Source organism: Paenibacillus sp. FSL R5-0887 (assembly GCF_038002305.1).
GTDB classification, from domain to species: Bacteria; Bacillota; Bacilli; order Paenibacillales; family Paenibacillaceae; genus Paenibacillus_AQ; species Paenibacillus_AQ odorifer.
On sequence record NZ_JBBOCE010000002.1, the window covers coordinates 1257095 to 1273850 of the forward strand.

The 16756-nt window shown below is 42.9% G+C and carries 13 protein-coding genes; 1 reads left to right on the forward strand and 12 read right to left on the reverse strand.

Features of this window, described 5'->3' with window-relative positions; translation table 11 throughout:
* Nucleotides 1-15: 15 nt before the first annotated feature.
* The 4 genes from MKY14_RS23525 to MKY14_RS23540 all read right to left on the reverse strand — a co-directional run bounded on the left by MKY14_RS23525 (nucleotide 16) and on the right by MKY14_RS23540 (nucleotide 5337).
* Nucleotides 16-1557: a hypothetical protein gene (locus MKY14_RS23525; protein ID WP_036684876.1), complete on the reverse strand. Its 1542-nt coding sequence runs from the start codon at nucleotides 1555-1557 to the stop codon at nucleotides 16-18.
* An 89-nt stretch (nucleotides 1558-1646) separates the two neighbouring features.
* Complete coding sequence (locus tag MKY14_RS23530; RefSeq protein ID WP_340977456.1) at nucleotides 1647-3077, reverse strand: YlbE family protein; 1431 nt, start codon at nucleotides 3075-3077, stop codon at nucleotides 1647-1649.
* A gap of 1 nt (nucleotide 3078) precedes the next feature.
* Nucleotides 3079-4623 (reverse strand): acyl-CoA synthetase FdrA, encoded by a 1545-nt coding sequence (gene fdrA, locus MKY14_RS23535; RefSeq protein WP_340977458.1) that lies wholly within the window; start codon nucleotides 4621-4623, stop codon nucleotides 3079-3081.
* A 3-nt stretch (nucleotides 4624-4626) separates the two neighbouring features.
* On the reverse strand, nucleotides 4627-5337 hold the full coding sequence (locus MKY14_RS23540; RefSeq protein ID WP_340977459.1) for a DUF2877 domain-containing protein: 711 nt from the start codon (nucleotides 5335-5337) through the stop codon (nucleotides 4627-4629).
* 541 nt (nucleotides 5338-5878) lie between these two features.
* On the opposite strand from MKY14_RS23540, the gene MKY14_RS23545 reads away from it, so the two are divergent.
* Entirely contained in the window at nucleotides 5879-7576 is a 1698-nt protein-coding gene (locus MKY14_RS23545; RefSeq protein WP_076305179.1) for a PucR family transcriptional regulator, read from the forward strand.
* Between the two features lie 58 nt (nucleotides 7577-7634).
* Here MKY14_RS23545 and MKY14_RS23550 read toward each other — a convergent pair whose 3' ends face one another.
* The 8 genes from MKY14_RS23550 to MKY14_RS23585 form a co-directional block, all read right to left on the reverse strand.
* Nucleotides 7635-8291 (reverse strand): M48 family metallopeptidase, encoded by a 657-nt coding sequence (locus tag MKY14_RS23550; protein ID WP_340978056.1) that lies wholly within the window; start codon nucleotides 8289-8291, stop codon nucleotides 7635-7637.
* An 80-nt stretch (nucleotides 8292-8371) separates the two neighbouring features.
* The gene (locus MKY14_RS23555) at nucleotides 8372-9745 is read right to left on the reverse strand and encodes a hypothetical protein (protein ID WP_340977460.1); all 1374 of its coding nucleotides are present in this window, start codon (nucleotides 9743-9745) and stop codon (nucleotides 8372-8374) included.
* Between the two features lie 205 nt (nucleotides 9746-9950).
* Nucleotides 9951-10547: a hypothetical protein gene (locus MKY14_RS23560; protein WP_340977463.1), complete on the reverse strand. Its 597-nt coding sequence runs from the start codon at nucleotides 10545-10547 to the stop codon at nucleotides 9951-9953.
* A gap of 99 nt (nucleotides 10548-10646) precedes the next feature.
* Nucleotides 10647-11450, reverse strand: a complete 804-nt coding sequence (locus MKY14_RS23565) for a hypothetical protein (protein ID WP_076128604.1) — start codon at nucleotides 11448-11450, stop codon at nucleotides 10647-10649.
* A 265-nt stretch (nucleotides 11451-11715) separates the two neighbouring features.
* Complete coding sequence (gene bshB2 / locus MKY14_RS23570; RefSeq protein ID WP_340977466.1) at nucleotides 11716-12369, reverse strand: bacillithiol biosynthesis deacetylase BshB2; 654 nt, start codon at nucleotides 12367-12369, stop codon at nucleotides 11716-11718.
* Nucleotides 12370-12392: 23 nt separating this feature from the next.
* Nucleotides 12393-12737: a YojF family protein gene (locus tag MKY14_RS23575; protein WP_076128602.1), complete on the reverse strand. Its 345-nt coding sequence runs from the start codon at nucleotides 12735-12737 to the stop codon at nucleotides 12393-12395.
* 233 nt (nucleotides 12738-12970) lie between these two features.
* Nucleotides 12971-14851 (reverse strand): PAS domain S-box protein, encoded by a 1881-nt coding sequence (locus MKY14_RS23580; protein ID WP_312148542.1) that lies wholly within the window; start codon nucleotides 14849-14851, stop codon nucleotides 12971-12973.
* Nucleotides 14852-14964: 113 nt separating this feature from the next.
* Nucleotides 14965-16662, reverse strand: coding sequence for a hypothetical protein (locus MKY14_RS23585; protein ID WP_340977468.1), 1698 nt, complete (start codon nucleotides 16660-16662; stop codon nucleotides 14965-14967).
* Between the last annotated feature and the right edge of the window lie 94 nt (nucleotides 16663-16756).

The window sequence follows — 16756 nt, forward strand, 5'->3', positions numbered from 1 at the left end:
CTTTTTATCAATTATTTATTCGGATTGCAGCTTGTTCGCTGGGTCACGAAGGTCTGAAAAATGCTTATAAACAAATAATCCTGCAACCATCAAATAGGCGTATACGAACGGCATAAGTGAAGCTTGAGCAAATCCAACAGTCGGCGCGTGAATGATCCCAAATAAAGATAGGCCAGACGCGATTACAGCAAAGACAGCAGCCCGCAGTGGTTTATTCAGGATAGAGAAAATAGTGATGGAGCCCCAAATCAAGCTGCTAAGCGGTGCACCATTTCCTAAATGCATCAGCCCGTTGTAATAAACCCCTTTACTTAATAAGAGATCAATCCCCACCTTAGAAGCCGAAGTTTCAGCCGCATTAAAAATGTTGTTCGCAAGCGTTAAAGCCCAGTTAGCAATCCATGGGAACAAGGTGATAAAGATAACGGGCACTTCATTTTTAGGTGTCTCTCGAACCACCTGATTCGCCGTAACGACCCCGACATAGACCAGAATCGGAACAATCGCCACAACAGGTATGATAGACAACAGCAGTGCCCCTATGCCAAAGAGACAAATAATTAACATGGAGAAACCAGAAGCTATGGTATAACCAAGTCCAGCCCCAATAGATTTCCAGCCTGCATGACCAATGTACACAGTTACCGGGAACGGATTACCTGTAAAAGCACCAATACTTGAAGCAACCCCGTTCGTTAGCATAACGTTACGAGTGTTATAAGGATCTCCCGCAGCATGTGCGCTCTCAATATTTTCAAGGTCAAAAATATAATTCGCCAGTCCCAATGGAATTGCAGAAGCCAGGTATGGCAAGGCATGCGGAATCCCTTGAATTAAGCTGGTAATATGCACCTCAGGTGGATTAAACCCAAGTGTTGAAAGAGCCGTTGTGATCGCTTCTGGATTTTGCAAACCGAATATCCAAGCCAGCGCGGTTCCAGCAATCAGCAGCAGGAATCCTGTAGGAATTTTTTTGAATATCGGCGATTTGCCAAACCAGTTAATAAAGATGATCACAAGTACAACAAAAGCAACCACTGGTGTTTCGAAGGATTGCAGCATCGGGTTCATGGCCAGCAATAACAATCCAAGTCCAGATAAACAAGATAAAAGCACAGTTCTTGGAATAACCTTACGCAGCACATCTCCCAGAAATGAGCCGACAATAAGGATCAAAGCTTCGAACAGACACCATACGAGACCAATTTGCAGCGCAAATGATGCATCATTGGTTTCTCTAAATACGGGAATTAACACTAGAAAAGTTACCGTAAAAATCGATGGAGCACTAGGTCCTGAAGGTAATGCGGTTATATCCGTTCGGCCTGTTTTTTTGGCTAGCTGATATCCAAACCAGCCATAAGCAATACTTGCGATAAAAATCGCGAGTCCAAACGCAGGAACGACTCTGCCGTAAACCATACCTTCCGGAAATCCTACTACAAAAATTAACAATGAAATCATCGTAAGCAGATTGGTTAAATTGTTAGCAAGCAGCCCGAAAAACGCGGCCCAATCTCCCTTTTTCCAGAACATCTTCATAAATACTTGATCCATAATAAATCCCCCCCTAGATCGTTAGCGCTTACATACCAATGGCTTATGAAGCCCTCAGGCCCTTGAATAGGCCTGAAGGGCGGGTGGTTCTATGAATGCATGCTCTGGCTAAAAGCGAGAATGGCTTGCTCGAAACACTCGATTGGAGGATGAGTGATTCCGGCTCCAATCATTCCGATGCCTGGATCCTTATGGGCAATAGCCGTGTTGATCACTGGCATAATGCTGGTTTGACCCACTTTACGAATATCGATTCCAGTAGGAATTCCGCGGAAGTTCAACAAAGGAATCGTCACATTTGGATTCTCCGTCGTAGTAATTTCCTTCATTTTCACAGAATAGTTCATGGCATCATCTACGGTTCCCCCAACTAATGCTACAATCGCCGGCGCGGTTGCCATGGCGAAGCCACCTATACCATACGTTTCGGTAATCGCACTGTCACCGATATCGAGTCCCGAATCTTCCGGCTTATACCCTGCAAACATCGGTCCGACAACCTTTTGCGCAGGGCCGGTAAACCAGGTATTGCCTGGCATTCCACTGACACGAATACCGAATTCCACGCCATTGCGAGCCATCGTTGTTACGATGGTGCTATGCTCGATGCCATGGGCAGCATCAAGCGCACATTTACAAAGAGCCATCCAGGTTGGTCCGGAGAAATAATCACTCATTGCCACAAAATCGAACACTTCGATTTTCTGCTCATTGGTAAAATCCGTTCTAAGGATAAGCGGCGTTAATGCCTGAATCAAAAGAGTCGTTCCAGCGTTGTTGCGGTTATGGCATTCATCTCCCATATGGAGCGCCTGTGATAACATGAGCCGCAGATCAATGCCGTTCTCAGAGAACTTCATCGCCTCACGCAGCATCGGTCCAAGCACATCCCTCATCCAGATCAAACGGACAACGACCGTTTCATCGTTTGCACCCATCCGCAAGATTTTCGACAGTTGCTCACTAAGGTTCGTATAAGCGATGTTGCCATACGTTTTATTCTCTACAATGTGCATGAACATAGAGGCTGAGGTTACCCCTGCCATGGAACCCACACAATTATGCTCGTGACAAGGGGAGAACGTAATCTCACCTGATGCCGCTAGTTCGGCAGCTTCATCCAGATCCTTCGCCAAGCCCTCAAAGACCAAAGCGCCGGTAACTGCACCTTTCATGGGACCACTCATCTTATCCCAGGTAATCGGAGGTCCTGCATGTAATATCGTAGTCTTAGTCATCCCTGGTACGACGTTGATCGCTTGATCAAAACCAACCAATACCGGTTGTGAATTCACGATTCGCTCTACAGCCAGCTTATTGGCAGCCTCAATCTTTGCAGCAATCCCCTCTTGCTCTAACGCATCCAGTGCGGCAATTAATTCGGGCTTACCTCCACCAGGTGGCTTCCATTCCAGATGGGTTACGTTGCCTTTTTGCTTCAGGATATCATCCTTGAACATTTCTAGGCCGACATTGATAACGTGAAGTTCACTCTTAAATAACTCATTGATTCTACTCATGTTATACTCCCTTCTCTACAAAACCTCTGGCAAGAAGTCCTGCATTCGTATTACTGCTTGCATAGGTAACGCCCGCGGATACCAACTTATCAAGCTGTTCTTGGACGGAAGGTGTATCCAGATCGGTTCCAAGTACATAGCCGACAATCTCCAAATGTCTGCCTTCTTGTTCCGCTGCTTGCTTAGCCTCAATAATTGCAGGCACCATAACACCTACTGGATCCTCATGCGATCCATAGCCTAATACAAAATCCATAATGATCACGCCCACCGCCGGGTCCTTTGCTTCCTGCTTGAATCTGGCAATCCGTGAAGAAGGATCAATCATCGGATGTGGTTTGCCGTTAGTGAACCCATCATCCCCAAAATCAATAAACGTATGTCCTTGGCTGATATGGATATCACCCAGCTGATATTCCGGATCTTTTGGAATGTTGCTATAGACATCGTCGTATTTCTCCATCGCTAGATACATCGCTTCATCACATAAAGTACCGCCGCAGAATAACCCGCGAATATACTTCTGTTCTGGCTTCAGCTTGACCTTAATCTCCTCAATCAGCGGAAGGTTTAGCGGATGCTTGTCAATTTGACTCTCATCAATGCCGGATAGAATTACCGCCTTTAGCGCGGCCTCTTTGGTTGTTTTAGCAAAATGTCCACCTGCTTCCAGAACAGCTTCCTCCGTTCCTCCGATAAAGCAGACCACGACAGGCTTATGCATATTTTTGATTTCATTCAGCACTTTTTGTTCCACACTTTTGGCGGGTGGCTTGGAAATCAACACAATGACCTTAGTGGCTTCGTCTTTGTTAAGCGCTTTCATCGCATCAAGCATCATTACTCCGCCGACACGTTCACTTAGGTCTCTGCCGCCTGTGCCAATCAACTGTGAGATGCCTCCGCCAAAATCGTGAATCCGCACGCTGATTTCCTGACTTCCTGTGCCGGATGCACCCACGATGCCGATATTGCCTTTACGAACCTTATTAGCAAAACATAAGGCCATATTTCCAATGATCGCGGTTCCGCAATCCGGCCCCATCATCAGCAATCCACGCTCATGTGCTATTTTTTTTAATTCAATTTCGTCTTCTACGCTTACGTTGTCACTGAACATCATGACATGGAGATTATTCTCCAGCGCTTTTCTTGCTTCTCTGGCTGCAAACGCTCCGTTGACTGAAATCACTGCAAGATTAGCTGCTGTCATATTCTTCACTGCCGACTCAATTGTTGGATATTTAAGCGCTGTACCGCCAACTGCACTGTCTTTTTTAATAAACAGCTCTTCGATTGCTTCAAAGGCAACTTCAGCCAGCTCAGGGGATGCTGCTTTGATTACGATCATCAGGTCACTATTCTTAGCTTCCTCTAGCTCAGGGGTTATCAGCCCTACATTCGCTAATACCTCTTTATTCATTTGAGTAGCCATTGCGATAAAAGCTTGTTCGACACCCTCTATTTGATTCGCTTTGGTCGACAACGACATGAGCGAGACGGAATCAAAGTATGTGTTTCTTTTAATTACTATTTTAGTCGACATATCTTACCTCCAACGTTGTTCTAGATTAAGATCCAAACCGCTAATGATCCCCAAGGCAATATCTGTTCCGGAAGAAGAACCTATATCCAGCACTGCCGATAAGCCAAGAAGCATATTTTCCTTACTCTCATACATGAGCGAATGCAGCAACTGACCCATTGACTCTCTCACCTGACCCCAAGCCGCTTTTTTCAGAGCCATATAGCTTATTTGATTCGTTAATTCAGCTGCTTCGTTCACGACTTCCCTGCACCACGGCTGATATTTACTAATAGGACTCCGAGGCAGATGGATCACAGCAAACAATCCAACTAAAAAATCATCTCCCGACGGAGTCAGCCCTGGGCCTAATCCCATTAGTCGAATTGCATAATGAGTAGCCTCTTCCATGCTGTCATTCGCCAAGGCATTCAGAAGACCTGAAGATTGCTCTTCCAGCAGCCGCATCGTTTCTCTCTCAAAGCTGCTAGAACCCGCAAACTGCTTTATACCGCCTGGTTTTCCATAGCTATTGATATAAGCCCTTGCCGCAGCCAAATTATCTCTTAGCGTCTTTAGTTCTATTGGAAAAATAGATAAAGAGCTCTGCCAAACTGTCAGTTCCTTGATCGATATTGAAAGCTTAGTGCCAATATATAATTGATCATTCTCCGCAAAAACTTCATCTCCCACAACCAGTCCAAGATCCGAAAAACTACTAACCTCTGTGATCAAAGTATTAGGCGCATTATCTACCCTACTGCTCGCAATGGTATATAATTCATCAGTTGCCTTGCACCTTACATTTATCGTCCGCTCAAATATGCTGTGTACATTTCCGAAAAATCTTGATTCTCGAATCCGATGAAAGAACGCGCTATCACTGGATATCCCAGCTTTTAAATAAGAGGTACACTTGCTCTGAGAATGCTCCGTTTGATCGCCCCCTTGAGAAGGAAGTAGATAATGGTTTGGTCACTTACTGTCAGGTTATCCTATATAGAAAGCGTTCTCATAAAAAAACCTTAACGGTTGATGATGAATGATAGAAGATGTTACACTCAGTTCATAAAATTCCAAGAATGATGAAGATTGAGCTGCTTTCTGTGTGAAAAAGGATATTTTTGTGAAATATATCACAGTTTAACGGATAAACGTTACCTGACACCCTTATTGTAGTCCTCCGCACACTGGGGGTCATCATACAAGAACACTAAAAACAACAAGTAATCACTATGCACATTGCACAATGGGTGAAGATAAGGGGTGTGAATTGATGCTAACGATAAAAGATATCTTACAAATCAAATCCATCGAAGGCATAAAGATCGTTGCGGGGCATTCTGGTCTAAACAATCAAATCTCCGTAGTTAATATCATCGAGAATCCGGACGTATTTGACTGGCTGACCTCGAACGAGCTGCTTTTATCCACCGGATATATCTTCAAAGACAGCACGGAGCTGCAGAACAAATTCATTCATGAGCTGGTGGAGAATAACTGTGCAGGACTCTGCATCAAAATGAAGCGATATTTCGATGCTATCCCGCAGAATATGATCGAGCTTGCTGATAAGCATGGACTCCCGCTACTGGAGCTCCCTTTTGAATACACCTTGTCCAGAGTCATTGCGATCATTAACGAAAAGACCAACGCGGATTACGATGCAGTGAACCGACGCTCGCTCGACCTTCATAATGCGCTGTTCAAAATCGCACTCGAAGGAGGCGGTATTGAGCAAATATCGGCGGAATTGTCCGACACGATCCATAACCCTGTTCTTATATTAGATAGAGACTGGAACCTACTCTGCTATACAGATCATAAGGATAACCCATCTCCACTTCAGGAATTCCTGCCACTGGTGAAGAACAGGCCTGTTTTTCCACCAGAGTTCACGGTAGCTTTCCCAAAGTATATTACTGAAATCAAAAAATCTATCAAACGCACCTACTATTCTCAGGGACAGCCGTACAAGTGCTGCATTATGCCGGTTTCTGTATCCAGTAACGCTTACGCGTATATCGTCGTTCTGCAAACGGTACGCAAGCTGGTTGAATTTGACTACACCGCGTTAGAGCATGTATCCACGATGCTTGCACTGGACCGGATCAAAGCCAAGGAAATCGAAGAGGTAAAGCATAAAATTAGGCAGGACTTCTTCGACGACTTATTAGCTGGCAATATTACTTCAACAGAAACACTGCATTCCCTATCTGCTATGCATGGGCTTAAAGTTAACTATGCGTATTACTGTACAGTTATCCATATTGAAGCTACACAGCTGGAAAACTACACGGACATGGTTTATAGAAAATACGAAATGGAGCATATGGTCAAAAAATGTGTCAATTTGATCTATGGCTTGTCCAGTAATGCAGGTGGAGAGCTAATCTGTTACTATCGCAATCAGCAAATCATCATCTTGATCGGAAAAAATGAAAATAAACCGCCAATTTCCGTAAGCGATACGAAAGCCTTTGCTCAAGAGGTGCTGCAGTTGCTGGCTCAGGAAATGACTAAAAATCATTTTCTCATCGGCATTGGCAGTCAGTATAAGACACTTGCTTCGCTCCATCGAAGCTTCTTCGAGGCCCAGGAAGCTATGCGGCTCATGCAGCGGTTTAATAAAGACAGCCGGAGCATTGCTCACTTCGAGGATTATTCTGTCTATCATTTTTTGGATTCCAATATTAAGCCTACGGAAATGGAGACATTCTTTAACAAAGTTCTGGGAGGCATCCATGAACATGACCAGACGATGAACACGAGATTCATGTCTACCTTGGAGTACTATTTTATGTACAATCAGAATGTAACCGAAGCCGCCAAAGCGATGTTTATTCACCGCAACACCTTTATTTACCGGATTGATAAAATCAAAGATTTGCTAAATATAGATCTGAAAAACTCAGATGAGTTATTCGAGATTCAACTGGCACTTAACCTCTATCGATTGCTGCAAAGGGGTTAAAATAACGAAGGGTATTCCCGGCAACCATTACTCTAGTTGCACTGGAATACCCTTTTTTTCATAACGTCATAGCCCGTCCATATCTTGCTAAATATTCTTCCTTCTCCTTATAATCCGGCATTAGGCTTCCAACCCGTCGCCAAAAGGAGCGATCATGGTTCATATGCAGCAAATGACATAACTCATGAATGATCACATAATCGATAACCTCCACGGGAGCCATGGCCAGACGATAGTTAAAGGTTAGCTTTTTATCGGAGCTGCAGCTTCCCCATTTGGTCCTGGACTCTACAATCTCGATACTCTTAGGTTTTACTCTAAGCTGCGTCTGGTACCTAGTGATCCGCTCTCCTATAAGCTTCTTGCAGCTAGAGGAATAGAACTTTTTCAGCTTTAACTGAAGTTGTTCTTCACTTAGCTCCGCTGTCTCTATAAGCTCATGCAGAGAGTAATATTTGCCTAGATACAAGAACTTTCCTTCATCTTCGTACGCTCTGATCATCTTTGGTGTTTCACGAGCCGCTTCGAGACTTTGCAGCTTCTCCACAATCATTTTTCCATTACGCTCAACCACACTTTTAATCGTCTCTTCAGATGTTTTCTTAGGTACCTTGAGTGTTATGCGCCCTGACGAATCTATATGAATGGAGATTTTTTTCCCGTTTCCATATTGAACATTAAACTCGATCACCTGATTGTCGTAATCAATCTTCATACCCACCATCGTTTCTATAAGATTATTCGCAATAAAAAAGAAGAACGCACCTAGGCGTTCTCCTATTTTAACACGATTCCTCAATACACCGGATATCCCGCTACAAACATTGCCAAGTACAGTATACTACCCACAACAGATATAACAGTGAGTGCAACATCCTTCGGCTTTTCATTAGTGAGCGCAACGGCAGCAAAAGCTAGCGGAAAGGCAACAAGCAAATAACGCGGGGCTGACAGCAGCCAGGTAGCTCCCACTACGAAAGCAAAATACACGATAAAATAAGCAGTGTAGGATGGCCGTAGTTTTCTTGCTCCCATAAACATGATAATTAGTGCTGAGAATATAGCGATTAAATTAGGCAGCCACATGCCGAGAAAAGAACGGCTATCTCCACTTTTAAAGGTGCCCACCGCATATTCCATCTGATATCTTACGGTATCGAAAAAGAGATAGAACTTCTGTGACCAATGCTCCCTCTGGTAAATACTGAACTGAAAAGCATTTCCCGTAACATAGTAGTTGATATAAAGATAAGCCAGCAAACCCATCGATATGATAGCAAGACAGCCAACGGCGGTGGTCAGTTTATGTATAAACGCTTTTTTATCTAGTAATTTATAATTCCCGATAAGTTCCCGTGCAAATTCAATCGCAACCGGTACAATCAACAGCACCCCTGGAGAACGCGTATACGCTGCAAGTGCACCGCATAAACATCCGATGAGCCATTCTTTTTTTCTCACAAAATATAAACACAACAGCGATAAGGCCAGAAATAGAGACTCGGTCATAGGAATAAAGAAAAAGAACGCAGCCGGAAATATAAAAATATACTTTACTACTCGCATAGCACTCTTTCGATGCATGTCTAGTGCGGCAAGCTCATAGGCGACCAAGGCAGCAACAAGCGAGCAAATATTAGAAACGATAAATCCAGCGACGAGATAATTCCCTACGAATACCTGAACTACTTTAATTAGATTTGGAAAAAAAGGGAAAAACACAATATGGTATTTCGGATCTCCCTCCGTCACATACCAATTCTCCGCGATGCCCAAATAATGTGAAGCGTCGATCCCCGATATATGCCAGGTCTCAGCTATTTTGTTAAACAAACCACCGGAATAGCCATTCTGTATGATCAAAAATATATAACCGATAAACATAAGCAAGACCCGACTAGCCACTATCCAGCCGATAATATGTAGCCAAGCCTGCTTTCTGTCCCGTGTTTTATTTTCCAGAGTTACTTCAGGTGCTGGATTTGTCAGAACAAAATCTGTTAAAACAGGTATAGTGCGGAGTCCCAATAATACAAAAAGTACGAAACAGGCCACGGAAGCAAGGGTACCCATCATAGTCCAACTAGTGGTTGAGTTCACCCAGAAAATAGCCGTCACCATCATAATGAACATGAAGATGAAGGAAATGATTTTGTCGTGCTTTTTCATTTGAACCTCCAAAGATAAATTCTTACAATAATCTAGTTAAAAAAGGAAAATATTACGCATAGAAATATAATAGTCTCTGGAAATTTTTTTGTAAATCATATATTGTCTTTGAAATAACAAAGCCACAAGGGCCATCAATTCACACAAATAAAAAAACAGCCTGAACCCTGTAAAAAATGGGTTCCAAGCTGTTCTGTTGTCATCCCTACTTCTCTTCATGGCTGAAATAAAAATTCAGCGGCAATTCATCATCACTTTCCAGACTGTTCGTCATCTTGTAGGTGATGAGCATTTTATTCTCACCCTTGCCGTATGACCATGATTCTTCAATACTTCCTACCAGTGGCTTTAACGGAAGAGTCATCCTGTCAATCGTTTGGACTGATTTCTCGACTTTGTCAGTCTCTTCATCTTCCACAGGTTCGTAATGATCCAGAAAAGCACGCACCAGTTCTCTTGCATATCGAAAGCCACTTTCCGATCTAGGGAAAACGGTTCCTATCCGGTAACCTATGATTTTATTAGTATTAACATCTACCACAACCTGTTGTATAAACTCCATTTGATTGACGGTTAGGATATCATCTTGCAGGATTGTACCCAAAGTTGTATCGTATTCACCCACGGCATCCGTAATTTTTAAAGCAGCAAGCCCTTCTTCGCGCGGCTGCATGAACACAGCCCTATGCTTCTCCACATGTGTGAAAAGCTCAGCATACTTAGGTTTATCCTTGCTGCATGCAGTAGATAACAGCGAAAGAACGACTATTCCACAAATGAGAATGAAGTATGATTTTCTCAAACGGATACACCTCCTTACCTGACGAAATCAATAGATGACAAATCTCAGGAAAAACACTTATTAACTATACCTTTTTAGAAACAATATCTTCAAAATGTTTTACAAGATACCGGTAACTTCAAAATGTTGAATGTTACCGTTTACATTTATATCATAAACCACTCCGCAAGCCCAAGCGAGCCCCCCTCCTACAAGAAATACCCTATTACTACCTAATGCATTATACCCTGTATATTTTGTACCCATAACTGGTGAACTGACACTTGTAACTATTTCATGCCTGAATGGAAAATCATTCGCTTCAGATGCAGCGGTATATCCTGGATAGGTCAGCAGAGTACCCAAAGTAACCCAGGTAGCTGTAAAATTATTAATATTGAACCCGTTGTTTGCATAAGCCGTAACCTCTTGCCGCAAGGGGCGAATATAAGTAACGTTGTTATACGCATCTGCATGTGCAGTAAATATACTAACAGAACTCAATCCGTAACCGACTGTTCCCGGTGTTCCTGTTGGCTTGCCGGCCTCAATTATCTTATTTATTATGTTAGCTTGTGAGATTGGTAATATCGTATTGACACTTATATCGCCGTCATCCAATTCATTCCAAATACGAATGGCTTCGCCATTTATTTCACCACTCCGCATTGTTGCAATGTTTTGAGTAGCAGGTACAAACTGTATAGCACTATCCTCATTGACAGCTGCACCTTGCTCACGCAACCAGTTAATTGTTATTTCAGGAACCTCATCAATGCTCATGATCGCTGTTTCATTAACTGATATACCAGCAACAATAGCCTTAAAGTCTGTCTCATTTTGATTGACGTTCATTGCATCAGCATTTATTGGAATGAAAATAAGCATAGCAACAACCATAATTGAAATTATTCTCTTTTTCAATGTAACTCTCCTCTACTCTTTTTAAAAGCATTTAGTTTGGTCGACCAACCTACCAATCCTTACCATAAATGTGAATAAAAAACACCGATCTTTGTTATGTATATTGAAAAAGGGAGTAAAGACCTAAGGTCTCTATCATAATTCGATTGTAAGCGAGAAAAAACGTCATAATAATGAATTTTTTGTAGAATATGAGCAAAAAAAGTCCGAGCGTATATGCCCGGACTTAGCTTTTGTATAGTAAATATGAGTTAGCAGATCATTATCATTCAAACGGATAAATCCAGAAATGTTCTGTTCCAAAACGAGCTTGGATCTCTTTATCATTTAAAGGTTTGCTGCCCAACAGCTCAGCAGCTTGGAATTGGGAACGATGCGCCTGAATGGACGCCATCTTGTGCTTGAGGAAATCTCTCACATCATTGATAACCTTTGGCTCCCCAATCTCTACAATATTATTAGCAAAAGCTATACAGTGAACAGGAGGTCTTTCTTCCTTTGGAAGTCTTGCAACGGTTCGGATCACTGCGGCTCCAGTAGCATCGTGATCAGGATGAACGCTGTACCCTGGATAGAAAGTGATGATCAACGAAGGTTTAAGCTCTTTCAAGAGCGCATCAATCTGCCCATCGAGCAAGACTTGATCTTCGAATTCTATCGTCTTGTCGTGAAAACCAAGCATTCTTAAATCCTGTATGCCAATAGCCTCGCAGGATTCCTCCAGCTCCTTCTTACGTATTACCGGGAGGGTTACCCGATTTGCGAAGGGCGGGATGCCCATATTGCGGCCCATTTCTCCAAGCGTTAGGCATGCGTAGGTAACTTGGGTCCCATTTTGTATATGTTTGGCAAGGGTACCTGATATACCGAAGGCCTCATCATCCGGATGTGGCAAAATAACAAGAATATGTTTTTCCACAGAACTCTTCATCTCCTCTTCCATTAGAACGGCTCTCGGCTTAATTGTAACGATACGATCAGTTTGCCTTGAGCATCATGTCCAGCCATAATCAATCTGCCTGTCTCACTCTCTTCATAGTGAGTTAGCCCTTCCGAGTAAACCCAGCCCTGCGACATTTTTAAGCCGACCCGATAAGGACCGTTGCCGGAAATCGAACCATGGGAATATCGAATAACAGCATTGGTAATAAAAGTAGCGGCTGGATGCTTCGAACTATCTAAATGGGCAGCGTAGGCTCCCGTTGTCATCTCAAGATGGATATATAGATCCTGATCTTTAAGCAGGTCGATCCTATCTTGTACTTCTGATTGATTGATTAGCTGCAATGTTGCGCCTCCGTCTCTGACTGAATATATACATACAAAAAATAAGATCCATACCTTATAGAAGGACGGATCTGTTATATGATAAGCGGGTCCGTATTTCTCATCAAAGTATAACGTGCAATGCTATGTAATTCAATGGATAGAGCGATCCCCTCCAAGTGTAACAGTAATGGACTGGCTTTTTACTGTTCACCTGAAGGGGATAATATCACTGAGTGGTTATGCTGTTTATATTAGATCACAAACTGATCTAACATCTTTACGATGACTTCACGCTTTACAGGCTTGCTGATATACTCGTCCATCCCGGCAGCTAGACAGTTTTCACGGTCACCCTTCAAAGCATTAGCCGTGACCGCGATGATGGGCGGACATTTCTCTTGATGCTCATCTCTTAACATCTTCATAGCCTCTATACCGTTCATAATGGGCATGTGAAGATCCAATAAAATAAGATCAAAGGGTTCTTTCCGTGCTGCTTCAACCGCATCTATGCCGTTTGTGACGGCGATAACACTGTGACCCATTTTTTCGAGTATTTTGGTCAGCACTAGCGCATTGATAGAGTTGTCTTCAGCAAGTAAAATTCTTGCCTCACGTGCGGTATGAAGCTTGTTAATGTTAGCCTCTTGGCTAGGAATTACCACTGATTTCTTGGGCCTGATTGTGAAGGTAACCGACGTACCGCTCTTGCCGTCACTCTCCGCATAGATCTCACCACCCATCATTTCGACAATTCTGCGGCTGATGGCAAGGCCAAGACCCGTGCCTTCATGTCTCCGCATCATAAAGCTATCCACCTGCTCAAACGGTTCAAAAATATCAGTAAGTCGATCAGGATCAATTCCAATGCCAGTATCGGTTACCGTAAAGGCCAGCAGGAAGGGATCATCCTTTACAAGCCTCACTTTTACCGATATGCTGCCCGCGGGTGTGAATTTCACAGCATTCCCTAGCAGGTTCAAGAACACCTGCTTCAAGCGTTCCTCGTCACCGTAAATAAAGTCAGGAACATCATGATTTATGATGCTGGTGAGCTCCAGATGTTTTTGTTCAGCTTTTATTGCAATAACAGAAAAGCTGTCCTTGAGGCAAGTTCGCAGATCGAATGTATCCTCTTGTAGCTCGCTGCGGCCTGCCTCAATTTTTGAAAGATCAAGAATATCATTGATTATATTGAGCAGGATTCCTCCGCTTTTGCGAATGATTTCTACATATTCACGTTGTTCTTCATTAAGCTCTGTTTCAAGCAGAATATCAGTCATGCCTATCACCCCGTTCATGGGAGTGCGAATTTCATGACTCATCATAGCCAGGAACTCACTTTTAGCTCTATTCGTGGACTCTGCGGCTTCCTTAGCTAGCGACAATTGCCTTTGCTCGGAAATGTCCTTGCATATAAGATAAAATCCGATATTATGATTGTTCACATAAATAGGTGCAATACTGGTGAGCACTTCAACGACTTCGCTGTCCTTAGTGACAAGCTTATTGATATACTGCTCAACTGTATTATCGTAAAGGGCTCTTTCCAGAATGCGCTGGACATTCTCTTCTCCAATCAGACTCGCAAGCTTCATCCCGATCAACTCGGACTCGATGGCATAGCCCGTTATCTTTTCCGCCATACTATTGGTGTTAATGATTCGACCGTCAAGGTCAAAAGAAATGACGGCGTCATGGTTATATTTTTTAAGCGACGTATACCGTTCAACAGACTCCTGAAGGCGTTGCTCGGATTCCTTTTGCTTTGTAATGTTAACGATTTGGCAAATGAAGTATGCTGGCTGGTTCGACTCGTCGCTGAATAGGTGGAGCGTGAGCTGTCCCCAAATATAATCTCCATTTTTTGTGATAAACTGCTTTTCCATCTGCACTTCTGTTTCCTCACCCAAAACTGCTTTTAAATCATGAAGGTTGCCGAAATCCTCGGGGTGAGAAAGGTCTTCTAACCGCATACCCTCAAACTCTTCAGTGGAATAACCAAAAGTCTGCTCAAAGGCCGGGTTTACGGTCAGAATCAAACCATTTGGCGATAAAAGGGCGATCCCAAAGGAGGCGTGATTAATCACCTGTTGGTTGAATTGTTCCTGGTTTAGATTTACGCGATGCATAGCGACCTCCATGGGATGATGTAATTTTTGCGTGAAAAAATAGACCTTCTATTTAGAAGGTCCTATTTATAGCTTATAGTCTAATTTACCCACTTTGTTGTTAATTGAATCCGTTAATTTAACGGGATCGAATAGAACACTCTGGATCCTTTATTGTTCGTATACCAAATGATTTTGTCTCCACTAATAATAGGACTGCACTCTGATAAGGCAAAATGCTTGATCGTTTGGATGTCGCTAGTAGCTTTTCCCGCTCCATCTATAAGAACATATTTCAGATCACCCGGATGATTCTCTTTATCAAACTCCTGCCACAGCACCATCATTTTATCGTCTGTGATTTTTACTAGTTTAGGGATGGATGCGATCAGGTTCGTGCCTACATATTTAGCCAAGGTAATGTGATTCACCGAAGTACTGCTCAGGTTGGACTTGGGCAACACACTAAGTATGACATCCCTTTGGTCCGTTTCTAAACCCACCATCTCAAAAGATGTATACTCTTTGACTAGGGAATGATCTACCGAATTCATAGCGACTATATAGTTCGCCGGGGACATCTCAAATCCGCCTATAGAAACACCCGTCGCGTTCGCTCCGATTTTGCCGGGAATATTAAATAAATCCACTTCGTTATAACTGGCTCCGTCTCCTTTATTCAGAACAATCGAACGGGGATAAGCGTCGCCATGATCAACTAGAACATGCGCAGTACCATCAAACAATACATATTGGTCAAAAGAGTGACTGACATGATTCTTCTGGAATCTTCCCAGATCATTGGTCACGGTCATGGTTTTAGTATTTACAATAATGGTAAGCTGGGATTGATGATTTAATTTATCTTCTGTCGTGTATCGTGTACGTGAAGTGTGAAATACAAGCGTATCTCCAGCTTCAGCCATCCTGCCGGAGCCTGAATCAAAAGGGCTAACGGTATAGCTCTCCCCACCCTTTATGGAGACACTGTCTACTCTATTGAAGCTTTTATCATAACGGACAATACGAATGACTTCCTTGCTATCATTCTCTTCGCGGTTCTCTTGGCCAAAAGCAATATAGTTATACTTCTCCCCACTAAAGAATCCACCAAACACCGGAAGCTCAAAAGGAATGCTCTTATTGCCTGTTAGTTCGTACTTCTCATTGTACGTTTCAATCGTAAACTCTTTGTTCGCCTCAATAACACTTACAGTCCCATCCTTATTATTCACAAGATAAGAAGAGGCCGTACTTTTCCATCTAGGAAAATAAGAAGATTCCGCATTACTCTCAGCTACAGCCGCCGTCTTTACCCGGTAAGCATGATCTGGGATTTTGGAGAATAACGATATGCGATCAGACTGAACGTCAAATTCAATATCGAACGGGATTTTGCCCGCCAAATCTCTCAACTGAAAATAATTGTTATCATCAATATTGTACGCTGTAATAGACTGTAACTGTCCGTTGACTAGCACCTTAGAGCTTGAAAGCGTAGCAGCATAATTTTTATGGCGGCTATAATAGTTACTTGTTGTTTTCTTTTCGGGCGTATAAGCTTGTCCAGTTATGATCTCAATCGCATTGTTCGCTTTATTCCAAGTGATATCAAACTGGCTGCTCGTTCCCGAGAAATACTCTGCCAAATCGCGTAGTCTGAAATAATTGTTATTCGATATGTTGAACCCATTCAGGTTCCGCTGTTCTCCATCAAAATATGTACTGCTCTCGGTTACCTTAGCCTTCACCGTATTGCTCGCAAAGGTTGTAGTGCCGAGCGCTGGTATAACCAGTAATACAATTAGCAAAACACTAAAAATCCTCTTCATCCGTCTTTCCTCCATTTAAACATAATTACAATGGCATGCTTTTGGTAATCACAGTATCCATCTATTAATCTTATCGGTAATCGCGTTTAACTTA

Bases quoted from the DNA above. Each gene is read 5' to 3' on its own strand.
- MKY14_RS23525 (WP_036684876.1), bottom strand. From the start codon at position 1,557: ATGGATCAAGTATTTATGAAGATGTTCTGGAAAAAGGGAGATTGGGCC.
- MKY14_RS23530 (WP_340977456.1), bottom strand. From the start codon at position 3,077: ATGAGTAGAATCAATGAGTTATTTAAGAGTGAACTTCACGTTATCAAT.
- fdrA (WP_340977458.1), bottom strand. From the start codon at position 4,623: ATGTCGACTAAAATAGTAATTAAAAGAAACACATACTTTGATTCCGTC.
- MKY14_RS23545 (WP_076305179.1), top strand. From the start codon at position 5,879: ATGCTAACGATAAAAGATATCTTACAAATCAAATCCATCGAAGGCATA.
- MKY14_RS23550 (WP_340978056.1), bottom strand. From the start codon at position 8,291: ATGAAGATTGATTACGACAATCAGGTGATCGAGTTTAATGTTCAATAT.
- MKY14_RS23555 (WP_340977460.1), bottom strand. From the start codon at position 9,745: ATGAAAAAGCACGACAAAATCATTTCCTTCATCTTCATGTTCATTATG.
- MKY14_RS23580 (WP_312148542.1), bottom strand. From the start codon at position 14,851: ATGCATCGCGTAAATCTAAACCAGGAACAATTCAACCAACAGGTGATT.
- MKY14_RS23585 (WP_340977468.1), bottom strand. From the start codon at position 16,662: ATGAAGAGGATTTTTAGTGTTTTGCTAATTGTATTACTGGTTATACCA.